Annotated in this window: 18 protein-coding genes; 15 read left to right on the top strand and 3 right to left on the bottom strand. The window is 42.6% G+C overall.

Annotated features, from left to right (window positions below; genetic code table 11):
* Positions 1 to 246: hypothetical protein (locus tag HNQ84_RS01575; RefSeq protein WP_435620907.1), on the top strand; the 246-nt coding region annotated here is incomplete at its 5' end.
* A 392-nt stretch (positions 247 to 638) separates the two neighbouring features.
* The gene (locus tag HNQ84_RS01570) at positions 639 to 1,523 is read left to right on the top strand and encodes a DMT family transporter (protein ID WP_435620906.1); all 885 of its coding nucleotides are present in this window, start codon (positions 639 to 641) and stop codon (positions 1,521 to 1,523) included.
* Positions 1,524 to 1,553: 30 nt separating this feature from the next.
* Here HNQ84_RS01570 and HNQ84_RS01565 read toward each other — a convergent pair whose 3' ends face one another.
* Positions 1,554 to 1,856: an AzlD domain-containing protein gene (locus HNQ84_RS01565; RefSeq protein ID WP_183249407.1), complete on the bottom strand. Its 303-nt coding sequence runs from the start codon at positions 1,854 to 1,856 to the stop codon at positions 1,554 to 1,556.
* Positions 1,846 to 2,535 carry an AzlC family ABC transporter permease gene (locus tag HNQ84_RS01560; RefSeq protein ID WP_435620905.1) on the bottom strand — a complete coding sequence of 230 codons (690 nt, stop codon included), beginning with the start codon at positions 2,533 to 2,535 and terminating at the stop codon, positions 1,846 to 1,848. Before HNQ84_RS01560 ends, HNQ84_RS01565 begins: the two co-directional genes overlap by 11 nt.
* A 119-nt stretch (positions 2,536 to 2,654) precedes the next feature.
* Between HNQ84_RS01560 and HNQ84_RS01555 the strand changes: the two genes are divergently transcribed.
* Positions 2,655 to 2,828, top strand: coding sequence for a hypothetical protein (locus tag HNQ84_RS01555; RefSeq protein WP_435620904.1), 174 nt, complete (start codon positions 2,655 to 2,657; stop codon positions 2,826 to 2,828).
* Positions 2,828 to 3,589 carry a serine/threonine protein kinase gene (locus HNQ84_RS01550; RefSeq protein ID WP_435620903.1) on the top strand — a complete coding sequence of 254 codons (762 nt, stop codon included), beginning with the start codon at positions 2,828 to 2,830 and terminating at the stop codon, positions 3,587 to 3,589. The genes HNQ84_RS01555 and HNQ84_RS01550 overlap by 1 nt, the downstream gene beginning before the upstream one ends.
* A gap of 14 nt (positions 3,590 to 3,603) precedes the next feature.
* On the opposite strand, the gene HNQ84_RS01545 is transcribed toward HNQ84_RS01550, so the two are convergent.
* The gene (locus tag HNQ84_RS01545) at positions 3,604 to 3,936 is read right to left on the bottom strand and encodes a helix-turn-helix domain-containing protein (protein WP_435620902.1); all 333 of its coding nucleotides are present in this window, start codon (positions 3,934 to 3,936) and stop codon (positions 3,604 to 3,606) included.
* Positions 3,937 to 4,127: 191 nt separating this feature from the next.
* Here HNQ84_RS01545 and HNQ84_RS01540 point away from each other — a divergent pair, with 191 nt between their 5' ends.
* The 11 genes from HNQ84_RS01540 to HNQ84_RS01490 all read left to right on the top strand — a co-directional run bounded on the left by HNQ84_RS01540 (position 4,128) and on the right by HNQ84_RS01490 (position 18,729).
* Entirely contained in the window at positions 4,128 to 5,138 is a 1,011-nt protein-coding gene (locus HNQ84_RS01540; protein ID WP_435620901.1) for an asparaginase, read from the top strand.
* Entirely contained in the window at positions 5,139 to 6,551 is a 1,413-nt protein-coding gene (aspA, locus tag HNQ84_RS01535; protein WP_435620900.1) for an aspartate ammonia-lyase, read from the top strand. It abuts the gene before it with no gap.
* Between the two features lie 19 nt (positions 6,552 to 6,570).
* Complete coding sequence (locus HNQ84_RS01530) at positions 6,571 to 7,986, top strand: NAD-dependent malic enzyme (protein WP_435620899.1); 1,416 nt, start codon at positions 6,571 to 6,573, stop codon at positions 7,984 to 7,986.
* 199 nt (positions 7,987 to 8,185) lie between these two features.
* Positions 8,186 to 9,895: a two-component system sensor histidine kinase NtrB gene (locus HNQ84_RS01525; RefSeq protein ID WP_435620898.1), complete on the top strand. Its 1,710-nt coding sequence runs from the start codon at positions 8,186 to 8,188 to the stop codon at positions 9,893 to 9,895.
* A gap of 101 nt (positions 9,896 to 9,996) precedes the next feature.
* A complete protein-coding gene (locus HNQ84_RS01520) occupies positions 9,997 to 10,848 on the top strand; it encodes an Rpn family recombination-promoting nuclease/putative transposase (protein ID WP_435620897.1) in 852 nt (283 codons plus the stop codon).
* A gap of 395 nt (positions 10,849 to 11,243) precedes the next feature.
* Positions 11,244 to 12,326 (top strand): N-acetyltransferase DgcN family protein, encoded by a 1,083-nt coding sequence (locus tag HNQ84_RS01515; protein ID WP_183249427.1) that lies wholly within the window; start codon positions 11,244 to 11,246, stop codon positions 12,324 to 12,326.
* Entirely contained in the window at positions 12,323 to 13,423 is a 1,101-nt protein-coding gene (locus tag HNQ84_RS01510) for an alanine/ornithine racemase family PLP-dependent enzyme (protein ID WP_435620896.1), read from the top strand. Before HNQ84_RS01515 ends, HNQ84_RS01510 begins: the two co-directional genes overlap by 4 nt.
* Before the next feature lie 211 nt (positions 13,424 to 13,634).
* Entirely contained in the window at positions 13,635 to 14,657 is a 1,023-nt protein-coding gene (locus HNQ84_RS01505; protein ID WP_435620895.1) for a LacI family DNA-binding transcriptional regulator, read from the top strand.
* Positions 14,647 to 16,188 carry a gluconokinase gene (locus HNQ84_RS01500; RefSeq protein ID WP_435620894.1) on the top strand — a complete coding sequence of 514 codons (1,542 nt, stop codon included), beginning with the start codon at positions 14,647 to 14,649 and terminating at the stop codon, positions 16,186 to 16,188. The genes HNQ84_RS01505 and HNQ84_RS01500 overlap by 11 nt, the downstream gene beginning before the upstream one ends.
* A gap of 86 nt (positions 16,189 to 16,274) precedes the next feature.
* The gene (locus tag HNQ84_RS01495; RefSeq protein WP_435620893.1) at positions 16,275 to 17,615 is read left to right on the top strand and encodes a GntP family permease; all 1,341 of its coding nucleotides are present in this window, start codon (positions 16,275 to 16,277) and stop codon (positions 17,613 to 17,615) included.
* Between the two features lie 274 nt (positions 17,616 to 17,889).
* Positions 17,890 to 18,729 (top strand): RpnC/YadD family protein, encoded by an 840-nt coding sequence (locus tag HNQ84_RS01490; RefSeq protein ID WP_435620892.1) that lies wholly within the window; start codon positions 17,890 to 17,892, stop codon positions 18,727 to 18,729.
* The last annotated feature ends 228 nt before the right edge of the window (positions 18,730 to 18,957 follow it).

Raw genomic sequence — 18,957 nt, 5'->3', positions numbered from 1 at the left:
TTGTATCGTACCTATAAGGAATTGAAACTGGGTGCAGTAGAGGCGTATGAGTGTTTCAAACATGGTTTGTATCGTACCTATAAGGAATTGAAACTGGGTGCAGTAGAGGCGTATGAGTGTTTCAAACATGGTTTGTATCGTACCTATAAGGAATTGAAACTGTTTTCCTTCTTTGACAGTTTTCTCCCAAAACAAAAACGTTTGTATCGTACCTATAAGGAATTGAAACCTGGATTGTGTAGATAATCGCCGCTCTGTTCTTTTCCAAGTTTGTATCGTACCTATAAGGAATTGAAACTCATCTCGGAAATTGTGTTCCGCGATGACGAGCAAGTTTGTATCGTACCGATGAGTGATATTCGGCGCTGGGTATGTCGGTTTTTAGATGTTCAAGAGGAGAAAATGAAGAAAAAGTTCACGAAAGATGTGAGCTTTTTCTTTTTTTATTCTTCATGGTAGTTGGAAAATGTATAGAAAAATCAAAAATATTTGATACAATAAAAAAATAACGATCGTATAGGAGGGAAGATGATGTACATCTATTTATTTGAAAACGATCAGCCCGTCGTTTGTTTCTAAGACGGAGCAGGGGTTCGTTCCGTCTTGTAGAGAATGAGAAAAAGACGGAGGAAAAGAAAATGAAAAAAACATTTTTCGGTTCGTTGTATTTATCGCTCGCGGCGAGCATTTGGGGTGGCATGTATGTCGTTAGTAAATATGTGCTCGATTATGTTCCGCCATTGACGCTTGTATGGCTTCGTTATGCGATTGCTTTTTTTGTGTTATGGGCAATTTTACGAGTGCAACGCATTCCGGCGCCAAAAGAAAAACGAGATTGGAAGCATATCATATCCATTGGAATCGTTGGGTATGTCGTTTCCATTTCGTTGCAGTTTCTCGGCACGAAATGGTCGGATGCGCATACGGCTTCGCTTATTACTTCGGCAACGCCTGCGTTTATCGTTATTTTTGCTCGTTGGATGTTAAATGAAGCGATGACGTTACGAAAACTAAGTGCGCTTTTGCTTGCGACGGCAGGGGTTGTCGTTGTCGTTGGATTTGGTCGGGAAGAGACGACGTCCTTTTTCGGAAATGTATTACTTGTCGGAGCGGCAGTCACGTGGGCGCTTTTATCGGTGCTCGTTAAAATCGCATCGGCTCGCTTGTCGGTGTTAGTCATTACGACTTATGCGATTTTTGTTGCTTTCATTGGCACAACGCCATGGATGGTATGGGAATGGTGGCAAGCGACGGCTATCACATATTCGTTTCCTGTTTTGCTTGGGGTCATTTATCTCGGTGTTGTGTCGACGGCGGGGGCGTTTTTTCTTTGGAATAAAGGGATGGAAATGATGGATGCTAGCGTCGGTTCGCTCTTTTTCTTTTTTCAGCCGCTCGTTGGCTCGCTGTTTGGCTGGCTGTTTTTACGTGAGCAATTACATGTTTCGTTTTGGATTGGTGGAGCATTCATTATCGTTGGAGTTATTGTTGCGGTGTTTGAGAGGAAGTCATCGGATGTATAACAATGAGCCCTTGTGCATGCGCAAGGGCTTTTACAACATTGTATACACCGTTAAAACAAGCACACATACGAAAACGACGATCATGACGTTAGCGCCGAGCCATGAAGCAAGTACGGCACTTACAAAGCCGAGGATGCCAAACCACGGATCATCTTGGATAAGAAAAATGCCTGGAATGATTAAAGCGCCGAGCGTGGCGTATGGGACGTTGCGCAATACACCGCGCCAAAAAGGCGGTAAGTTGATACGGTGAAAAACAGTCAACGGCAGCATGCGCGGAATGTATGTGACGATGCCCATGCCGAGAATGATAAACATGATGTCACTGCGCATACGTTGTCCCCTCTCTTCTTTCCATCGCCCATTGAACGAATATCGCTGACAAAATCGTTGCGATGACGATCGCCCATCCTTTTGGAACGTGAAGCCATAATAAAAGTATACAGTTGATGAGACCAGAACTGATTGCGAGCCAAAGCGCTTTTTGTTCGGTTTTGATGGCAGGAACTAACAGCCCGACAAACATCGCATAAAGGGCAACAGATAAGCTTAGTTGTACGTTTTCTGGCAAATACGCGCCGACGATATGTCCGATGGCAGAGTTGACGACCCAGCTGCTGTAGGAAATGAAAATAAGTCCGAACATATACGAAGCACAAACCGGTCCTTCTTTCATCGCAGCGACAGAAAACGTTTCGTCTGTTATGCCGAATGCGTATAACGCTTTTTTCCAAAGTGCATCGTGTTCCGCCTTTTCATTCAAGGATGCTGACATTAAAAAATGGCGAATGTTTAAAATAAATGTCGTGAAAATGATTTCAAATGCGCCTGTGCCAAGAGAAAGTAAATTGAGCGAAATGTATTGCGCCGCCCCCGCAAATACGATCATGCTCATGAGCGTTGTTTCGATGATGGAAAGACCTGTGGATTTTGCTAACAAACCGAACGTAAGGGCAACAGGTGCATATCCAATCGCAATCGCGATTCCTGCTTTAACACCATGACGAAACATATGTATTCCCCCTTCTTTTGTATTTTCATAAAATTTTTTCTATTTCGCAAGTGAAAAGATGAAACTTCTTGTATTTTCTATCGTATAGTAAGTCAATTGTCATGAAAGGAATGATTCCTATGCTTAAAAAGTTACTAGACCTTCTTTTGAATAAAAACATGCATAAGCCCCGTTACAGCAGCAGCGATCGTTATACGTACCGTCCGCATCGCCATCCATCACAGTACGGCTATAAGCATTATAAGAAAAAACATCATAGCCGTAGCGTATTCTCAAGCTTTTTTAGCAGCTAATGATTCATTTGTTTCAAAAGCCGTATCGGGAAGGCACAGTCGTGAATGGACGGTATGTGATTGAGACGCAGCTTGGAGAAGGAAGTTACGGTGTGGCGTATGTAGCGCGCGATGAACAGACGACCGAACGTGTCGTGTTAAAGCAAATGAAACGCACGAAACGAAAAAAGCGGCGTGCATCGTTTGAACGAGAAGCGCTCATTTTAAAGCAGCTCGATCATCCGCAAATTCCGAAATTGTACGATTCGTTTGAAACAAACAACGTTCCGCATCTTGTTATGGAATATATCGAAGGGGATACGATCGAGACGCTCATTTTTGATAAAAAACAAACGTACGGGGAAAAAGAAGCGTTTTCGTTGCTTTCGGATGTGTTGCCTGTCATTCAATACATTCACGCAAAGCAAATCGTTCATCGCGATTTGCGCATTCCGAATATCGTCTTTCGCGATGGGATTGTATATGTGCTTGATTTTGGGCTTGCGCGTTTTTTACATGAACAAGATGAACCGTTTTTGACGGTTGAACAACGACTTAGACGAACGATTGATGTGAAAAGCGACATATACGCTCTCGGCCATTTTTTATTGTTTTTATTGTATTCTTCCTATGAACCGATGGAGGAAGAAGAAAAAAGCTGGGAAGACGAATTGTTGCTCACTGAGGACGCGCGTGGCGTGTTGCGGCGTATGTTGCAACTTGATGTGCCGTATGCATCCGTTGAACAGCTAGCGCGCGATGTCGCATATGTCGTTCAGTAGGCGTTTTATGACGCCTATTTTTTATGTTTCTCAAGTTCACGTTTGGTACGAATGAATGCAATCAGTTGAATGATTTCGTCTTCCGTTACTTGTTCGCCGTCTATTGTCATATGAAACGTGAGATGAGTTAGCTCAATGGTTGGTTGTTCTTTATCTGTGACTCCAAGCAAATAATCCGTTGTTGTGCCAAACAAGACGGCGAGTTCTTTCACTGCTTCGAGTGACGGCTGGCGGTAGCCCGATTCATAGCCGGCGTACGTACTTTTCGCAATATTGAGCTGATCGGCAATATATTGCAACGACCATTGCTTCTTTTTTCTCAGCTCCGACAATCGCTTTGAAATCATCGTGTTTCTCTCCTTTATCGTTCTTCTCACGTTGTTCGCGAAACGAATAAAAGTGCTTGTTATTTTCTTTTTTTCTGCATATAATTGAAATAAAGGTACGCGAATCGCGAACAATTTTATTTATAGTTTACACTACATGACACAAAGAATACAATAGATGACTTAAAATCGCCATATTTGAGGTGACGATGATGAAAAATATTTTGTTGCTTGCGACTGGCGGCACGATCGCTTCGGTGCCGAGCGAAGAAGGATTGACGCCGAAGCTGACGGCAGAAGAATTGACGAGCTATATTACGATTGAAAATCAGCCGTATCGGTTACATAGTCAAATTTTAATGAACATCGACAGCACGAATATGCAACCGGAACATTGGTGCGATATCGCAAAGGCGATTTATACACATTATGACAGCTATGACGGATTTGTCGTCACACACGGAACGGATACGATGGCTTATACGGCAGCTGCGTTGTCATATATGATTCAAAACAGCAACAAACCGATTGTATTGACCGGTTCACAAGTGCCGATTGGTTTTCCGAAGACGGATGCGAAAAAAAATATACGCGATGCGCTTCGTTTTGCGTGTGAAGACGTCGGCGGCGTGTTCGTCGTCTTCGATGGGCGCGTCATTTTAGGAACGCGAGCGGTCAAAATGCGGACGAAAAGCTATGATGCATTTGAAAGCATTAACCATCCGTACGTTGCTTACATTCATCGGGAAACGATCGATTACCAATATGAACTCCAACAACCGAATGGGCATGTGCAGTTTGATTCCTCGCTTTGCCCGGATGTGTTTTTATTGAAGCTTCATCCAGGGACAAAGCCAGAAATATTCGATTACATTCGCCATTTATATCGTGGCGTCATTATTGAAAGTTTCGGTAGCGGCGGCGTGCCGTTTCAGGGACGCAATTTATTGCCGAAAATAAAGGAACTGATCGACGGTGGCATGGCGGTCGTCATTACGACGCAATGTTTAGAAGAAGGAGAAGATTTAACATTATATGAAGTCGGACGAAAAGTAGCGCAAAATACAGTCATTTTATCAGGAGATATGAATACGGAAGCGATCGTACCGAAGCTCATGTGGGCGTTAGGAAAAACGACGAATGTACTTGAAGTGAAAAAAATGATGGAAACGCCAATCGCAAATGACATGACAGAAAAACATGAAGAAGGTTGGGATGCGTAAATGATGCAAACGAAAGCAGTACGACTTGAACGAGATTTGCTTGGCGAAAAAGAAATTCCATACGATGCGTATTACGGCATTCAAACGATGCGTGCGGCGGAAAATTTTCCGATTACCGGCTACCGTTTGCATCGGGAGCTTATTCAAGCGATGGCGGTCGTAAAAAAAGCAGCAGCGCTTGCGAATATGGAAACAGGACAGCTCGATATGCGCATCGGTGAAGCGATTGTGAAAGCAGCGGAAGAAATTATCGCGGGACAATGGCACGATCAATTTATTGTCGATCCGATTCAAGGTGGCGCAGGCACGTCGATTAATATGAATACGAACGAAGTGATCGCGAATCGCGCACTTGAATGGCTAGGAGAGCGGAAAGGGAATTATCATATCATTAGTCCGAATACGCATGTAAACATGTCGCAATCGACAAACGATGCGTTTCCGACAGCGATTCATATCGCCGTATTAAATATGGTGAACAAATTGCTTCAGACGATGGAACATATGCACGATGTGTTTGCCGAAAAAGCGAAACAGTTTGATCATGTCATTAAAATGGGGCGGACGCATTTACAAGACGCGGTTCCGATTCGTCTCGGTCAAGAATTTGAAGCATATCGCCGCGTTGTAAAACGCGATATCGAACGCATTGCCAAATCGCGCCAACATTTATATGAAGTGAATATCGGCGCAACGGCGGTAGGCACGGGATTAAATGCCGATCCGATATATATGGAGCGCGTCATTTTTCATCTCGTTCAGTTGACGAACTTGCCGCTTGTGCATGCGGAACATCTCGTTGATGCGACGCAAAATACAGACGCATATACGGAAGTGTCGGCCGCTTTAAAAATATGCATGATCAATATGTCAAAAATCGCAAACGACCTTCGTCTCATGGCTTCTGGTCCGCGCGCAGGGCTTGGGGAAATTAAATTGCCTGCTCGTCAACCCGGCTCGTCCATTATGCCGGGAAAAGTGAATCCGGTCATGGCGGAAGTTGTCAATCAAGTGGCGTTTCAAGTGATTGGCAACGACCAAACGATTTGTTTAGCCTCAGAAGCAGGACAGTTGGAGTTAAATGTGATGGAGCCCGTGCTCGTATTTAATTTGCTTCAGTCGCTTCATATGATGGACAACGTGTTTCGCGTGTTTACAGATTATTGTTTAGTTGGCATTGAGGCGAATGAAGAACGAATGAAGCAACATGTTGAAAACAGCATCGGCGTCATCACAGCCGTCAATCCGTACATCGGCTATGAAGCGGCATCGCGCGTCGCAAAAGAAGCGCTTCGTACGGGAAAATCGGTGCGTGAATTATGCATCGAGTATGATTTGTTGAATGAAAAGCAATTACATGATATTTTAGACCCGTATGCCATGACAAGTCCGGGCATTGCTGGTAAACATTGATGAAAAGGAAGGTTACAACATGTCAAGCGGAGCAAACATGCACATTACGATTCGACTACAATTTGCCAAACATGTCGTCTCTTTTAGCGACATTGCTACAGCGATTGGACAAGCAGGAGGAGATATTGTCGGCATCGACGTCATTTCTTCAAGCAAAACACATACGGTGCGCGACATTACGGTGAGCGTCCTTGACTCGAAACATGCGGACGTTGTCGTCGATACGTTGCGAAAAACAACAGGTGTCAAAGTCATTCACGTGTCTGACCGCACGTTTTTAATGCATATCGGTGGAAAAATTGAAGTCAAATCCAAAATTCCGATTAAAACGCGTGACGATTTAGCCCGCGTGTATACGCCGGGAGTGGCGCGCGTATGTACAGCGATTGCGGAAGATCCGACGAAGGCGTATTCATTAACGATTAAACGGAATACAGTGGCCGTTATTTCAGACGGAACAGCTGTATTAGGACTTGGCGATATTGGACCGTATGCGGCGATGCCTGTCATGGAAGGAAAGGCAATGTTATTTAAACAACTCGCTGGCGTCGATGCGTTTCCGATTTGTTTAGATACGAAAGATACAGATGAAATTGTGCAAATCGTCAAAGCGATTGCCCCAGCGTTTGGTGGTATTAACTTAGAAGACATTGCTGCGCCGCGTTGTTTTGAAATTGAAGAGCGGTTGAAACAAGAGCTCGACATTCCTGTTTTCCACGACGACCAGCACGGCACAGCTGTCGTTTTACTCGCGGGGCTATTAAATGCATTAAAAATTGTAGATAAAAAGATTGAAGAGATTAAAGTTGTATTAACAGGCATCGGCGCAGCAGGCATTGCTTGCACGAAAATGTTGCTTGCCGCCGGCGTGAAAAACATTATCGGCGTCGATCGCCAAGGGGCGATTCATCGCGGGGTGCAATACGACAATCCGTATTGGAATGAATATGCGCAACTGACAAACCCAGAAAATATAAGCGGTTCGCTTTCGGATGTCATCGTCGGCGCGGACGTATTTATCGGCGTATCTGCTCCAGGCATTTTAAAAGTAGAAGATGTGAAAAACATGGCGAAAGATCCAATCGTTTTTGCGATGGCAAACCCGGTTCCAGAAATTGATCCAGAGCTTGCGGAGCCGTACGTTCGTGTCATGGCGACAGGACGTTCAGACTATCCGAACCAAATTAATAACGTTCTTTGTTTCCCAGGCATTTTCCGCGGAGCGTTGGACTGCCGCGCCATCGAAATTAACGAAGAAATGAAACTCGCTGCCGCCCAAGCGATCGCCTCTGTCGTCACCGACGAAGAATTAAGCGAAACGTACATCATCCCAAGCGTCTTTAACAACAAAGTCGCCGAACGCGTGCGCGAAGCCGTCATGAAAGCCGCATACAAAACAGGCGTCGCCCGTAAAGACGATATGATGTTTCGATAAAAACATGGCGCAATGACGCCATGTTTTTTGTTAACCTTTTCCGCCCATGTCACTCCTTTCTTATTTACCTCCTCAGCCTTCATCGGTTATTTTTTTGAATAGAACCTCGTTGCTTCTTGATTGTGTTTAGAATAGAATGAGAGAGTTAGAACATGACATGAAGAGAAATGCGGAGCTTATTTGAAAAGAGGTTTTATCAGTGTTTGCAGCATGGAGAAAGAGGTTTATACCATTATATACATCGATTGTTTGTTTAAGTGGACTGATCATTTTTTTCTATTCTTTTTCCGTCGATCAAGGGCGATTCCTTTTTACGCTGTTGTTGGCGATCGGAGTCATTCTTCTTAATTATTATGACATTAAACTTCCACCGAACGGAAATGGGACGTCGTTTGATTCCTCACTACATCTCGCAGTGCTTGTTGTATTTGGAATGAAATATGTTTTATTCAGTTTGTTATTGAGTACGATATTTATTTTTATTTTTCAATATAAAAAAATGGTTTGGTGGAAGCATATATTTAATTTTTCAATGTATGTCCTCATGATCTCTAGTGCTTATTGTGCGTTTCTTTTTTTCGGTGGGAAGATTGGAGCGTTCAATTTTACTTATGCCTTGGCGTATATTGCTTCTTTTGTCGCGTATTACACAGTCAATGCGTTTGTTATGGCTTTTTATTTCTTCCTTAACTCATCGCAACGAATGCATGTGATAGTAACGAATATTGTTAAAGAAACGTTTTTTGAGTATATGATCATACTAGGTGGAGCAGTCATTTTGACGCTCTCTCTCCCTTTCTATCCGATGTTTGCATTAACGGTGTTTACTTCCATTCTTGTTGTTTTGTCGGTCATTTTTAGAAAGTATTCATATTTGTATGAAGAAGTATTGAAAGATAAAGTATTTATTGAACAATTGCTGAATGCTTTACCGAGCGGAATTATTATGAATGATAAGTTGAAAGGGAGTTATTTTATTAACGAATCCGCAACAACGTTACTTTCTTTAGAAAAAAAAGATATAGAGCACATGCTGAATGAAAGGCAGACACCAAAAGAAAATAAAGCGTTTTGGGAACTTCTTTTAGCGAATGCTCCTGTGACAAACAAGAAGATCGTTTATAAAACATTAGAGACGAAGACTTTTTTGATTTCTAAAGTAGAGTTAAAAAATAGGTATGATGAACGTATTGGGGAAATTACTTATTTTCTCGACATCACCGAAATCGAGGAACTGACAAGACGCATGCATCAATCGGAAAAATTGGCGTTAGTTGGGGAGATGGCGGCGAAAGCGGCGCATGAAATTCGCAATCCGCTTACGGTCATTCATGGTTTTTTAGCGTTTATGAACGAAAATTTAACGGAAAACGAGCGCGAACAATATCACATTCCGCTTTTATTAAAAGAAATTGACCGCATTAATGCGATTGTCGAAGATATGCTTCTCATTGCAAAGCCGAGCGCACCGATGTTAAAAGAGACGTACATGGAAACGATTGTTCAAGATCTTCTTTCTTTGCTGCAGCACACATGTGAAACAAAAAAAATCGCTGTTCACGTTCGTCTGGATCGGGTTCTGTTATGGATCGATCCGAAACAAATGATGCAAGTGTTATACAATTTACTGCACAACAGCATCGAAGCTATTGAAGAAAACGGCACGATTTGCATGTATTCCGATGTGAATGAGACGTACAATATGTATATTTACGACTCCGGCCGCGGAATTCCCAAAGAGATGCAAAAGACGATTTTTGAACCGTTTATGACGACGAAATCATCGGGCACAGGCTTAGGGTTAACGATTGTGAAGCGAATTATCGAAAACCATGGCGGAACGATTGCGCTTCATGATAGTTCGGAGAAAGGAACGACGTTTGTTATCAGCTTGCCGATTGGGCGATAAAAAAGCCAGCGTGCTAGACGTTGGCTTTTTTATATAGCTATGCAGGGAAATGGCTGATGTTGTCGAATAAAAACGTCAAAAAAAGTATGCGAGGTGAATGTATGTCCATTGATCACGATCGTCTGTTTAAAGAGTTAATTCAAACGTTTTTTGAGGAGTTTATCGTTCTCTTTTTCCCAACGATGCATGAGCATATCGACTTTCAACACGTATCGTTTTTGTCGGAGGAGCTGTTTACCGATGTAACGGCAGGGGAGAAGTATCGCGTTGATTTGTTGGTCGAAACGAAATTGAAAGGGGAGGATAGCCTAATTGTTGTCCATATCGAAAACCAAAGCTACGTCCAACCATCGTTTCCCGAACGGATGTTTATTTATTTTAGCCGCTTGTTTGAAAAATACCGTAAACACATCGTACCGATTGCCGTCTTTAGCTACGATACGATCCGCGACGAACCATCGACATTTACCCTCCAATTTCCGTTTGGTCATGTGCTTAATTTTCACTTTTTCACTGTGGAACTTCGTAAACAAAACTGGCGCAACTACATCCGACAGGACAACCCGATCGCCGCTGCACTGCTTAGTAAAATGGGTTATACTGAAAGTGAACGGGTAGAACTGAAAAAGCAATTTTTACGCATGCTTGTCCGAATGGAATTAGACGAAGCGAAACAACGGTTATTGTTTGGCTTTTTTGAAACATATGTGAAACTATCAGATGAAGAAGAACGAAGACTACGAAGCGAGGTGAATGAAATGGAGACGAAAGAAAAAGAACAAGTGTTGGAACTTATTATTTCGTATGAACAAAAGGCGTTGGAAAAAGGAAGGGAAGAAGGGATGAAACGTCTTGTACAAACGATGGCGAGAAAAGGAATGAGTGCAAAAGACATTGCGAACGTCACAGACCTTGCGGAAGAAGAAGTGAAACAGCTATTGGAAAAAGAATAAGTTGTTTGCTCATTATCGTCGATCTCCCGTTTTATGAACACTCCGGGAGATTGACGACAATTATCAAGGAAATGAACCGAATTTTCGGATGTGTGATGATGGTGTATAGCTTTTCCGCGTGTTGATGCATTGGCACTTTTTATGGTTGTATTGTGCAAAGGATGGAATGTATCGTTCGCTCGGACTTATTCGATTTGTATCATGCCTATGAGGAATAAACACGTCAGCGTGCTAGACGTTGGCTTTTTTCGTATAGGTTTGATAGGTACTATTTTACTTTTTCTTCAAAATTCGTTATAATGTAAAGTAGAGGACATCTTTCTTTCCGATTGTGGTAAAGTGAGATGTTTTTTTCATGGAGACATTGATTTCACAAAGAAATGGAGGGATTTCTGATGAAGAAATACGCCATTGTGTATTGTGAACATCAATTTGGTTCCATGGATGGAAAAACAGCAAATGGACTTGTGCGCGATTCGGGGTTGTATGAGATCGTTGCGGTCATTGATTCGACAAAAGCTGGTCAAGATGCCGGCGAGGTGCTTGATCAAAAGAAAAACGGCATTCCGATTTGTAAAAGTCTTCAAGATGCAATGACCTCCGCAAAAGAAAAACCAAACTACTTCATCTTAGGAATTGCTCCAGCGAACGCTTTTCTCAAAAAAGAAGAACGCCAAGTGATTATCGAAGCGATGGAAGCAGGCATGCACATCATTAATCCACTTCAAGAGTTTTTAACAGAAGATGAAGAAATGATGACGATGGCGAAACGCTACGGGGTAACGATTCGCGACGTTCGCAAACCGCGTCCGAAAAAAGAATGGACGTTGTTTACGGGACGCATTTTGCAAGTGAAAGCGCCAATTGTGGCGGTGCTTGGGACAGATGGCGCATGCGGGAAACGAACGACGGCGATGATCGTCGCAAAAGAAATGCAAAAGCGCGGTTATAAAACGGCATTCGTTGCGACAGGACAAACAGGGTTAATTCAAGGTGCGTCGTACGGCTTTGCGATGGACGCGTTTCCGCTTCAATATATGATCGGCGAACTTGAGCGGGAAATCGTGCGCGCATATGAAACAGAGCGACCGGACATTATTATCGTAGAAGGACAAGGAGCGCTTAGTCACCCAGCTTACGTGAGCTCGGCTGGCATTTTAAAAGGGGCGCGGCCGCAAGCCGTTATTTTACAACATCCGCCGAAGCGAAAAGTGCTTGGTGACTTCCCGTTTGTTGAGATGCCGACAGTGGAAAGCGAAATTGCGTTAATTGAACATTTCGGAAAGACGAAAGTCGTTGCGATTACGTTAAATCATGAAGGGATGACAGATGAAGAACTAAAACAAACAATTGACGAATACGAACGAAAATTCCATATGCCTGTGACCGATGTATTAAAATATGGAGCGGATAAAGTTGTTGATCGTCTCATCAATTATTTCCCGTCTTTACGAAAACATGAGGTGGCAGTATCATGACGCCGAGAGTTGAAATTGACTTGTGGAAAATTCGTCATAATGCTGCAACGTTAAACAAATGGTGCGAAGAAAAAGGGATTCAAATGACAGCTGTCGTCAAAGGGGTGGGCGGAGATGTACACATTGCGCGCGCCCTCGTCGATAGCGGCATTACAAGTTTAGCGGATACGAAAGTGGAGAGAATCGCAAAATTAAAATCAGCGCACATTCCAGCCACATATATGCTTATTCGCACGCCTGCGCTAAGCGAAGTGAGCCAAGTCGTTCAACACGTCGATGTCAGCGTCCAATCGGAAATCGACGTCGTGCGTGCCATCTCTGCGGAAGCGGTGAAGCAAAACAAAACGCATGCGATCATCGTCATGGTTGAAATGGGCGACTTGCGCGAAGGCGTCATGCCGACAGATGTGCCGGCATTTATTGAACAAATTTTGCCGTTGCCAAACATTCGAGTCGTCGGCATTGGGGCGAATTTTGCCTGCTTCGGTGGCATCATCCCGACCGATCAAAAAATGCGCGAACTTTCATCGCTTGCCAAATATATTCAAAAAGAATATTCATTATTGTTACGATACGTATCCGGTGGAAACTCCGCAAACTATTATTGGCTAAAACAAACGACAGACGTCGGATTGATTAACCATTTGCGATTAGGAGAAGCCATTTTTTTAGGACGCGAGACGATTCGTGGGGCTGCGATCCCTAACTTATATCAAGATGCGTTTTGTTTAGTAGCCGAAGTCATTGAAGTGAAAACGAAACCGTCTGTTCCATACGGTGTGCAAAGCCGCAACGCATTTGGCGAAACGCCGACGTTTCAAGAACGCGGCATGATGAAACGCGCCATTGTCGGCATCGGTCGCCAAGATGTACACGTCAACGGACTAACACCGCTTGCTCCCGTTGACATCATCGGATCAAGCAGCGACCATATTATTGTTGATGCGACACGCACCGACATTCAAGTCGGCGATCACCTTCGTTTTGCGGTGGATTACGGTGCGATGATTTCGCTTATGACGTCTCCATACGTTCAAAAAACGTATATACAAACGGATGAAAAAAACGGCCGTTTCCCGACAAAAACATCGGCGTAAGCAAACCAGCGTGCTAGGCGCTGGTTTTTACATTTTCAACCTTTGAATCGCTCTCGCAAGTTTTACAACAAACCGAGTGCATGATTGAATGAATCAAAATAATTGTTTTCGTATCATTAAAAAAACAATTGTAAAACGCTTTCATTTTCGTGTATAATACTACTAAACCGATTTATGAACTAAATCGATTTAGTAAAGGGGAAGAAATACGTTGCGAAAAGTTACGATGGCTGATGTGGCAAGATTGGCGAATGTTTCAAAAAGTACAGTGTCGCAATATTTAAATAAAAGATATGAATATATGAGCGAAGAAACGAAAAAGCGCATTGCAGAGGCGATTGAGCAGTTGCAGTATCGTCCAAATGTCATTGCGCGTAGCTTAAAGCAAAAATCAACAGCAACCATCGGTGTGATCGTTTTTAACATTTTGCATATGTTAACGACACAAGTGTTGCGAGCAATTGAAGATATGTGTCAACAACACGATTTTCATGTCATCGTTTGCAATACAGATGACGACCCTGAAAAAGAAAGAAAATATATTGATATGTTATGGGCAAAGCAAGTGGATGGGTTTATTATTTTTCCAACAGGAAAAAACGTAGATTTGTACAAAAAAATGATCGAAGCACGATTGCCACTTGTATTTGTTGACCGTACGGTTGAAGGAATCGACGTAGATGCTGTTTTATTAGATAATGAGGGAGCTGTGCAGTTAGCTGTGCGTTATCTCGTTAAGCAAGGATATCAACATATTGGGCTTGTTGCACCGCCATTTGCTTCACACGTCATTCCACGTACAGAGCGGATACATGCATTTCGTCATGTGTTGCGCGCGGCAAATCTTCCAATTGAGGAAGAATGGATTGTTACCGAGCAAGTGAAACGTATTCCAGAGCGATTGGATGCGCTTTTGCGACAAAACAAACTTCCTGAAGCGATATTTGCGATCAATGACTTAACATTAATGGAAGTGTTGACGTTTGTCAAAAAGCATCAACTTTCTATTCCAACTGACGTGGCGCTCATTAGTATTGACGATGTTCCATTTGCATCCGTTTATACCCCTTCATTAACAACGATTGCCCAGCCAGCTTTTGACATGGGCAAAAAAGCGGCCGAACGATTGTTTATGCAAATGGATGGTGAAACTCGTCCACAAATGTTTCGGCTTGCTCCAAAGCTAATAGAAAGAGATTCGGCAAAGAAAAGAGGAGAGAAAAATGAATGGTAGTCAAGTAGTCATCGGAATAGATATTGGTACGACAAGTACAAAGGCTGTCATTTTTGAAGAAGATGGGCGTATTCGTACAATGCATGCGGTAGAATATCCGATGTTTCATCCCCAGCGAGAGTGGGCGGAACAAGACCCTCATGTTCTTTTTTCAGCTGTCATGCAAAGTATACAAGGCGCTATATACAAAGGAAATGTTTCAGCGGAACAAGTAAAAGCGATAGGATTTAGTGCAGCGATGCATTCATTAATTTTAGTGGATGAACATCATCGCCCGTTGACGAACTGTATGATTTGGACAGACAATCGTGGCAGTAAACAAGCAGAACAATTGCGGAACAGCGAAAAAGGAATCGAAATATATAAAAAAACTGGCACACCGATTCATCCGATGTCACCGCTTGTAAAACTAATGTGGTTCAAAGAGCATATGCCACATGTATTTGAACGAACGTATAAGTTTATTTCTATTAAAGAATATGTGCTATATCAATGGTTTCAACAGTATGTTGTCGATTATTCGATTGCCTCAGCTACCGGCTTATTTTCTTTACAGACGTTGGATTGGGATGAAGAAATTTTAACGTTTCTTGGCATTGAACGTAGCCAATTGTCATCACCTGTTTCGACGACATATACATTACGGGAAATGGGGAAAAGGTGGGCTGAACAACTCGGAATTTTGCAGAGCACACCTGTTGTGATTGGAGCGAGCGATGGTGTTCTTGCGAATGTCGGGGTTGGTGCCGTATTGCCGAATGAAGCGGCAATTACAATTGGAACAAGCGGAGCAGTGCGGACGATTTCATCTATTCCAAAAACGGATGAACAAGGGAGAACGTTTTGCTATGTGTTGTCAGAAAATCAATGGGTTGTCGGGGGACCGACAAATAATGGTGGCATCTTATTACGCTGGCTACGCGATGAATTTGGGGCACAAGAAAAAGAAGTAGCGAAACGGCTTGGTATAGATCCATACGATTTATTAACGCAATATGCTGCACGTGTACCAGCTGGATCGGAAGGATTGTTATTTTTGCCATTTTTATCAGGGGAACGTGCACCGTATTGGGATGCACATGCGCGTGGCACATTTTTCGGTATTGGCTTGCAACATAAGCGCGAACATTTTATTCGAGCTGTAATGGAAGGAGTATGTATGAGCGTATTTTCTGTTGCTCTTGCTGTTCGTGATGTGATTGGACCGTTATCAGAAATTCGCGTGTCGGGTGGATTTGCGAAATCGCCGTTTTGGCGCCAAATGTTATGCGATATGATGGGGAAAGAGTTGCTCGTTCCAGAGACGCATGAAGCATCTGCGTTAGGAGCCGCGTCGTTAGCTCTTTATGCGATAGGAGACATTTCTTCATTACAAGAAGTAAAATCATGGTTACGCATTTCGTCACGTCATGAACCAAATGAACAACATACAGCGATTTATGCGGAACTATTTGATTTATATACAAGACTATATTGCCAGTTAAAAGATGAATTTCAAATCATTTCTTCTTTTCAAAGGAAATATGTATAACTAAGGGGGGGTGATTTACTTCATAACTAAATCGGTTTAGTAATTGTAAGCGTTTACTTGAATAAAAACAAAGGGGAGTGGAGTACATGGCATCGTCTTCGTTAATTCTTATTGTTATTGCTGGCATTAGTTTGTTATTGTTTCTCATTATTCGTTCAAAGTTACATGCGTTTGTCGCTTTGTTGCTCGTCAGTTTACTTGTTGGCATTGCGGCGGGCATGCCTTTAAAAAGTGTCATCGAGTCCATTCAAAACGGAATGGGAGGAACGCTTGGATTTGTTGCGGTTGTCGTTGGATTAGGAGCGATGTTCGGTCAAATGCTTGAAGCATCAGGGGGAGCCGAACGTTTAGCCCAAACATTAATGAGAAAGTTTGGCGAAAGTAAAGCGCAGTGGGCGCTTGGGATTACTGGATTTTTCGTTGCGATCCCTGTATTTTTCGACGTGGGATTTATTATTCTCGTACCGATTGTTTATGGATTAGCAAAAAAGACCGGACGTTCTCTTTTGTACTACGGCATTCCTTTGCTTGCCGGTTTGGCTGTCACACATAGCTTTATCCCTCCAACGCCAGGGCCGATTGCGGTCGCCAATTTAATTGGCGCCGATTTAGGTTGGGTCATTTTATTTGGATTTATTGCAGGTATTCCTGCGATGATTGTGGCAGGACCGCTATTTGGAAAGTATATTTCAAAGAAAATTCATGCTTCTATTCCAACATATATGGAATGGAAAGAACGGGATGATGAAAAAGATTTACCAAGCTTTCGTTTAATTGCTACGATCATTCTTATTCCATTGTTGCTCATTTTAATGAATACGGTTTCAGGTGTTGTTTTGCCAGAGAAAAGTACGTTTCGAGCATTTTTCACATTTTTAGGCCATCCATTTGTTGCTTTAACGATCGCTACATTACTCGCCTTTTATTTCTTAGGGAGAAAGCGTGGTCTCTCTAAACAACAAGTACAAGATATTGCGACGAAAGCGTTAGAACCAGCGGGAATTATTATTCTTGTCACAGGTGCCGGTGGAGTGTTTAAACAAATTTTAGTTGATTCAGGCGTTGGCAAAGTGCTTGCTGATATGATGTCAACCTCTTCGTTGCCACCGATTGTTCTTGCGTTTATTATCGCCGCACTCGTTCGTGTTTCACAAGGTTCAGCAACGGTTGCCATGGTTACATCTGCAGGCTTAATGGCTCCATTTATTGAAACATTGCAACTCACTGGTCCAATATTAGGGTTAATTACTATTGCGATTGCGGCAGGGGCGACGATCCTTTCACATGTCAATGACTCAGGATTTTGGCTCGTCAATCGTTACTTTGGTTTAGAAGTGAAAGATACGTTGAAATCATGGACAGTAATGGAAACCATTATTGCTTTGGTAGGTTTTTCAGTTGTATTTGTCATTAGCTTGTTTATATAAGTAAGTTATTAAAAAACTGGGGTAAGGAGAGGAAAGCAACGAAACGATGTTCGGAAACACATGTGAAGCATTGGCTTGAACCATGATCACTGTCGTTGATCTCCAATCTTGAAAATAAGAGGGCGACGGCAGTTTTTTATTTTGTTTGCTCATAAAGAGGGGAAAAGAAAAGTTTTTTCGATAGGAGACAGCTGTGAAAATTAGAACGTTATGCAGGGAAATGGCTGATGTTGTCGAATAAAAACATCGAAATCACTGTACGCGAGGTGAATGTATGTCCATTGACCACGACCGGTTGTTTAAACAGTTGATCCAAACGTTTTTTGAGGAATTTATTGTTCTCTTTTTCCCAACGATGCATGAGCATATCGACTTTCGCCACGTATCGTTTTTATCGGAGGAACTATTTACCGATGTAACGGCAGGGGAGAAATATCGCGTTGATTTGCTTGTGGAAACGAAACTGAGAGGGGAGGATAGCTTAATTATTGTCCATATCGAAAACCAAAGCTATGTCCAACCGTCATTTCCTGAACGAATGTTTATTTACTTTAGCCGTTTGTTTGAGAAATACCGTAAACACATCGTACCGATTGCCGTCTTTAGCTACGACACGATCCGCGATGAACCATCGACATTTACCCTCCAATTTCCGTTTGGTCATGTTCTCGACTTTCATTTTTTCACTGTGGAACTTCGTAAACAAAACTGGCGCAACTACATCCGTCAAGACAATCCGATTGCCGCTGCACTGCTTAGTAAAATGGGGTATACTGAAAGTGAACGAGTAGAATTGAAAAAGCAATTTTTACGCATGCTTGTGCGGATGGAATTAGACGAAGCGAAACAACGGTTGCTGTTTGGCTTTTTTGAAACATATGTAAAACTATCAGATGAAGAAGAACGAAAACTGCGAAGCGAGGTGAATGAAATGGAGACGAAAGAAAAAGAACAAGTGTTGGAACTCATGATTTCGTATGAACGACAAGGCATGAGACAAGGCATGAAGCATCTTATACAAACGATGGCGAAAAAAGGGATGAGTGCAAAAGACATTGCGAACGTCACAGACCTTGAGGAAGAAGAAATACAGAAGTTGTTAGAGAAGGAATAAGTGATTTGTGCATTATTTCACAGCTGTCGTCGACCTCCAATCTTGCAAAAACTCCGGGGGATCGACGACAAATGTACCAATCCATAAAGATGATGGACTAAACTTAACCCCAGCTATGTTCAGATAGCTGGGGTTTCATATATTTGGGCATATGAGACATGATGTTCTTATTCTTTGTTGTCAAATGACAGTAGTTTACAATAGGAATTTTTGTTATGATTAAAGTTG

Origin of the sequence: Anoxybacillus eryuanensis (genome assembly GCF_051200995.1) — a bacterium.
GTDB lineage: Bacteria > Bacillota > Bacilli > Bacillales > Anoxybacillaceae > Anoxybacillus > Anoxybacillus tengchongensis.
This window is presented reverse-complemented; position numbering and strand designations above follow the sequence as displayed.